6 protein-coding genes are annotated in these 5,560 nt (G+C 32.7%); 4 read left to right on the forward strand and 2 right to left on the reverse strand.

The annotated features are described in order from the left end of the window. The coding region (locus KHW44_RS05880) for an alpha-amylase domain-containing protein (RefSeq protein WP_304067117.1) at nucleotides 1-669 on the forward strand (669 nt) is incomplete at its 5' end. Further along, nucleotides 662-1,270 (forward strand): ribonuclease H family protein, encoded by a 609-nt coding sequence (locus tag KHW44_RS05885; protein WP_304067121.1) that lies wholly within the window; start codon nucleotides 662-664, stop codon nucleotides 1,268-1,270. The genes KHW44_RS05880 and KHW44_RS05885, both read left to right, overlap by 8 nt. Nucleotides 1,271-1,526: 256 nt before the next feature. Here KHW44_RS05885 and KHW44_RS05890 read toward each other — a convergent pair whose 3' ends face one another. After that, on the reverse strand, nucleotides 1,527-2,771 hold the full coding sequence (locus KHW44_RS05890; protein ID WP_294685393.1) for a hemolysin family protein: 1,245 nt from the start codon (nucleotides 2,769-2,771) through the stop codon (nucleotides 1,527-1,529). A gap of 183 nt (nucleotides 2,772-2,954) precedes the next feature. Here KHW44_RS05890 and KHW44_RS05895 point away from each other — a divergent pair, with 183 nt between their 5' ends. Further along, nucleotides 2,955-3,473: an adenine phosphoribosyltransferase gene (locus KHW44_RS05895; protein ID WP_294685394.1), complete on the forward strand. Its 519-nt coding sequence runs from the start codon at nucleotides 2,955-2,957 to the stop codon at nucleotides 3,471-3,473. 82 nt (nucleotides 3,474-3,555) lie between these two features. Here KHW44_RS05895 and KHW44_RS05900 read toward each other — a convergent pair whose 3' ends face one another. After that, nucleotides 3,556-5,004, reverse strand: a complete 1,449-nt coding sequence (locus tag KHW44_RS05900) for a nicotinate phosphoribosyltransferase (protein ID WP_304067128.1) — start codon at nucleotides 5,002-5,004, stop codon at nucleotides 3,556-3,558. A gap of 115 nt (nucleotides 5,005-5,119) precedes the next feature. On the opposite strand from KHW44_RS05900, the gene KHW44_RS05905 reads away from it, so the two are divergent. Continuing rightward, nucleotides 5,120-5,560 (forward strand): heavy-metal-associated domain-containing protein (locus KHW44_RS05905; RefSeq protein ID WP_304067131.1); only part of this gene is annotated, 441 nt, incomplete at its 3' end.

Consider the following 5,560-nt stretch of genomic DNA (forward strand, 5'->3'; position numbering starts at 1 on the left):
TTCGGTGAATATTGGTTACAAGATAAGGACAACACCAATCATTATTTGTACGATACGAAATACGATGTGGATTTGTTCGATGTGGCACTTCATTTTAATATGTATTCTGCATCAAAAATGGGCGATAAATTTGATATGAGAAAAATTTTCGACAATACTTTGGTTCAAGAACATCCAACCATTGCGGTTACATTCGTGGATAATCACGACAGCGAACCTGGTCAATCGTTGGAATCATTTGTTGAACCTTGGTTTAAAAAGATTGCGTACGGTTTGATTCTACTAAGAAAAGATGGATATCCTTGCGTGTTTTACGGTGATTATTGTAAAATAGGTGGAGAATTTAATATCGAAGGGCAAAAGGATATTATAGATAATTTGATGTACATCAGAAAACACTACGCATTTGGAGAACAGACAGATTATATGGAAAATGAAAATTTGATAGGTTGGATTAGACACGGCGATGATTTTCACAATACAATGGCTGTAGTAATCAGCACAGCTGACATCAACACTTTGAGAATGAATGTAGGAAAGGAAAATGCAGGTAAAAAGTATACGGAAATCACTGGAACAAATTCTAATGAAATTGTAATCGATGATGAAGGATTCGGAGATTTTGAAGTGGGAGCCGGAACTTTGAGCGTGTGGGTATGTAATGAGTAAATTTTATGCGGTAAAAATTGGAAAAAATCCTGGGATATACAATAGTTGGTCAGAGTGCCAACAACAAGTAAATGGTTTTAAGGGAGCGATTTTCAAATCTTTTAAGACAAAAGAAGAGGCAGATAATTTTATAAATGGCGAAGATAATAAAAAAGTAGCGTCCATTGATAACTTAAATGAAAATGAGTGTATAGCTTATGTAGATGGTTCATTCAAAAAAGATACAGGAGAATACAGCTTTGGTTGCGTGTTGTTTCACGATGATAGAATCGACAAATTCAATCAAAAATTTCCCAAATCAGAATACTCAACTCATAGAAATGTATCTGGAGAAGTTAGTGGATCTGTATTTGCAATCAAAAAAGCTATGGAATTAAACATGAAAGAAATCACGATTTTTTATGATTATCAAGGAATTGAAAGCTGGGCGACTGGCGATTGGAAGACCAACAACAATCTAACAAGAGATTACAAGAAATTTATCGATGAAATAAAGTCTCAAATAGACATTAATTTCGTAAAAGTCAAAGGCCACTCCAACGATAAGTATAACGATATGGCTGATGAACTAGCAAAACAAGCGTTGGGGATAAAAAAGTAAGGATTATAATCTATAATAAAAAAGTAGATTACATTTTTACTAAGAATATCATACGGAATAAATTGTTCTGATTTCAAATCGAAGAACTACGTAAAAATCCAACTGTTTGAGGGCTTGCTCGAGTTTTGGATTTTAGTAGTTCGAGATTATGAAATCTCCAATTTATGTAGTCAAATATTCGTGTAAAAATGCTTTTCTACTTTTTCTTAGCTATCTTACACAAAAAAACTCTCACGAAAATCGTGAGAGTTAACTTTTATTTAAATATTATCATAAGTTGTGTGATTTTTCTCTTATCTACATTTACTACTACGAATTTCAAATTCTCAAATTCTACTTCATCTTTTGATTTTGGCATTCTATCTAAGAGTTCAATCACAAATCCACCTATTGAATCGAACTTTTCGCTTTGAATGTTGAGGTCGAATCTTTCATTCACCTCATCAATTCTCATTTCAGGATCGACTAAGTATTCATTGTCGCTAAGCTTTGTAACTTCTTTTTCGTTGTCGTATTCATCGTCGATTTCTCCGACAAGTTCTTCTAAGATGTCTTCCATAGTTACTATTCCACTCGTTCCACCGTATTCATCAATTATTATACTTATGGATATGTTTTTTGCTCGCATTTGTTTGAACAAATCAACAACAGGAATGTATTCGTAAGCATAAAATGCGGGTTTTAATATATCTCTGATTTTAAAATCGCTGTCGTCTTCGATGATTTTGTGTGCTAACTCTTTGATGTGCAAAACCCCAATAATATCGTCGATGTTATCTTCATAAACTGGAATTCTCGAATAAGTAATATTTTTGATGATTTCTTTCAAATCATTTTCTGCATCTTCGATATCCACAGAAGCCATGCTAGTTCTTGGAGTCATTATGTCGACTGCCAAAGTTTTCTTCAATTCTAAAGCATTTATCATGATTTCTGTTTCTTGGTTTTTGATGACGCCTTCTTCTTCACTAACTTCTACAAGTGTTTTGAGTTCTTCTTCGGTTAATGTCGAACTGTCTCCATCTTCTCCTATAAAAAGTTTTATAACTAAACGCGTTAGAAGATTTAAAACTTTAACAATTGGTTTGAAAATTATCGTCAATAAATATATAAATCTCGAAAATTTTAAAGCAACAGATTTGTTTTTGTATTGTGCGATTGTTTTCGGAAGAACTTCACCGAATATCAATACGAAAATTGTCATAACAACAGTAGATACCACAGCACCATTTTCATTGAAATATTTTGTAAACAGTATCGTAGCTATAGAACTGGCTGCTATGTTTACAATGTTGTTTCCAATTAAAATAGTAGAAATAGTTGCTTGCATATTGTCGTGCAATTTTTTTAATAAATGTGCATTTTTGTTATCCTTTTGATCTAATTGTCGAACTTTTATTTTGCTTACAGATGTTATCGCTGTTTCACTTGATGAAAACACAGCGGACATTGTAACTAAGAATACTAACGCAATTATTTGCGAGGCACTCGAACTGTCCATTACATCACTCTCCAAACATATCGTAACACATAAAAATATAGTTGTAAATAAAATATTTTGCTGATATTTTTAATTTAAAAACTTGTGCATTATAATACTATTAATAATTTAACAACAAACAAATCCCACAATATGGTATACTATTAATGTAGATAATACAGTAAAAAAGAAACGGTGATTAAAATGGATTTAAAAGAAAAAATTAGAGTTATAGATGGATTTCCAAAAGAAGGAATCTCATTCAAAGACATTACTACATTATTAAATGATAAAGATGCCTACAAATACGCGGTAGACCTTATGGTAGAAGATTTAAAAGACAAAGGAATAACTGTAATTGCAGCTCCTGAAGCTAGGGGATTTTTGTTTGGATCAGCTGTAGCATATGCTCTTGGAGTTAGATTTGTTCCAGTGAGAAAACCGGGAAAACTTCCTGGAGAAGTGTCAGAATATTCTTATGATTTGGAATATGGAACTGATAAATTAGAAGTTCACAAAGATGCAATTCAAGAAGGCGATAAAGTTGCAATTGTCGACGATTTATTGGCAACAGGAGGAACTGTTAATGCAGTTGCTAAGTTGGTTGAAAAAAACGGCGGAGAAATCACAGCTATGGAATTTTTGATCGAACTTACAGAACTTGGCGGAAGAGATGTCAACAAAAATTATTACATCAACACATTAGTTCAATACGAATCATAAAACTTATCCACATGTAAAAAGCATGTGGATTTTTAATTGCAAAAAAGCACAACCTCTGACATTCAAAGGTTGTGCTTTTAAGTTATTTGCTTTGCATTAATAAATTGTATTTGATATCCCATAATTTTTGAGATAAATCGACATGGAACAAATGAGGATGTTCAAATCTTTTAACTTCTTCCCATTGTTCGTCGATTTGTTCATTCTTTCTTTTGATGATTTCTTCTAATTTAGGTAAATCGTACACTAATTCTCCCTTATCAAACACTCTCACTAACAACTCTTTTGTTGTAAAGTTAGTCAATGTTTTTCTCTTCCAAGTGTGAATAGGGTGGAAGATTTCCAAATCTTTTGTTTCATCAATTTTTTCATCGTGAAGAGTAATCAAATCAGCTTCTGCTTTTCCACTATTTTTGTCGTAAATTCTGTAAACTGTTTTGAAAGCAGGTGTTGTGATTTTTTCGATGTTTTCACTGATTTTGATTTTAGGGATGATTTCTCCGTTAGGTTTTTCAACGGCGCATAATTTGTAAACGCCACCTAAAACAGGATCTGATTTTGCTGTAATCAATCTTTCGCCGACCCCAAATCCGTCTAGTTTTGCTCCTTGTTCAATCAAATCTGCTATTGTGTATTCATCTAATGAGTTACTTGCCATGATTTGACAATTTTCATATCCTGCATCATCCAACATTTTACGGGCTTGTTTGGATAAATAAGCAAGGTCTCCACTATCTATTCTAATCGACATATTTTTGATTCCACGAGGTTTCAAAACTTCATCGAAAACTTTAATCGCATTTGGCACACCTGATTTTAAAACATTGTAAGTGTCTACCAAAAATGAACAAGAATTTGGGAAAATTTCTGCGTATTTTTTGAATGCTTCGTATTCTGAATCAAACATCATAATCCAAGAGTGAGCCATTGTTCCAAAAGCTGGAACATCGTAAGTGATATCTGTCAAAGTGTTACTTGTAGCAGTAGCACCACCTATAAAAGCTGCTCTTGCTCCAAGAACTGTCGCATCCACTCCTTGTGCACGTCTTGCACCGAATTCCATGACAACTCTTCCTTCAGCTGCATGAACAATTCTATTCGTTTTTGTTGCAATCAATGATTGGTGATTGATAGATAACAGAGCAAAAGTTTCTATTAATTGCGCTTGAGGAGCAGGACCTCTTACTATCATCAAAGGTTCGTTAGGAAATGCAACTGAACCTTCAGGCATTGCCCACACATCGCATTCAAATTTAAAATTTCTAAGATAATCTAAGAATTTATCGCTGAACATATTTTTGCTCTTGAAATATTCAATGTCTTGTTCATCAAATCTTAAATTTTGAATATATTTTACAACTTCTTCCAATCCTGCAACGATAACAAACCCTCCGCTGTCAGGAATTTTTCTGAAATACAAATCAAAATAAGCATATTCATCTTCCATATTATTTTCTAAATATCCATTCATCATTGTAAATTCATAAAAATCAGACAACATGCTTAAATTTTCATAATTTTTCCAATCCATAATTTGCCTCCATATTATATTATGATTATTATAATCCAAATCCAAATGTTTGACAAAAAATTTAAAATATTATATAATAACCATACCACCAGTAGGGGGGGTAGAAAGGAGAAAAATGGAAGAAATAAAATTAAAAATACAAGGCATGAGCTGTGAATCATGTGCGGCTAGAATAGAAAAAGTATTAAGTAAATACGAATATATCGACACAGTTAACGTGAACTTGCTTCAAGAATACGCATATTTGAAATTAAAAGAAGGATACGACATAGAAACTATCGTAGACAAAATAAAAAAAGCGGGGTATGATGTTCCTGTGAAGACATCGAAGTTTGACATCGAAGGAATGAGCTGTCAGTCATGTGCATCTAGAATAGAGAAGGTTTTGAACAAAAATAATTTTAAAGATGTTAACGTAAATTTGTTGCAAAACTCACTTACAGTAAGTTTTTATGAAGGATACAAGACCAATTCTGATGTAAAAAGATTAGTTGACAAAGCAGGATATTCTGCAGAAATAAAAACAGACAATAAAATAGCTAACGAAAAAAATATA

Origin of the sequence: Finegoldia magna, assembly GCF_018371055.1 — a bacterium.
In the GTDB taxonomy this organism is placed as follows: Bacteria; Bacillota; Clostridia; order Tissierellales; family Peptoniphilaceae; genus Finegoldia; species Finegoldia magna_I.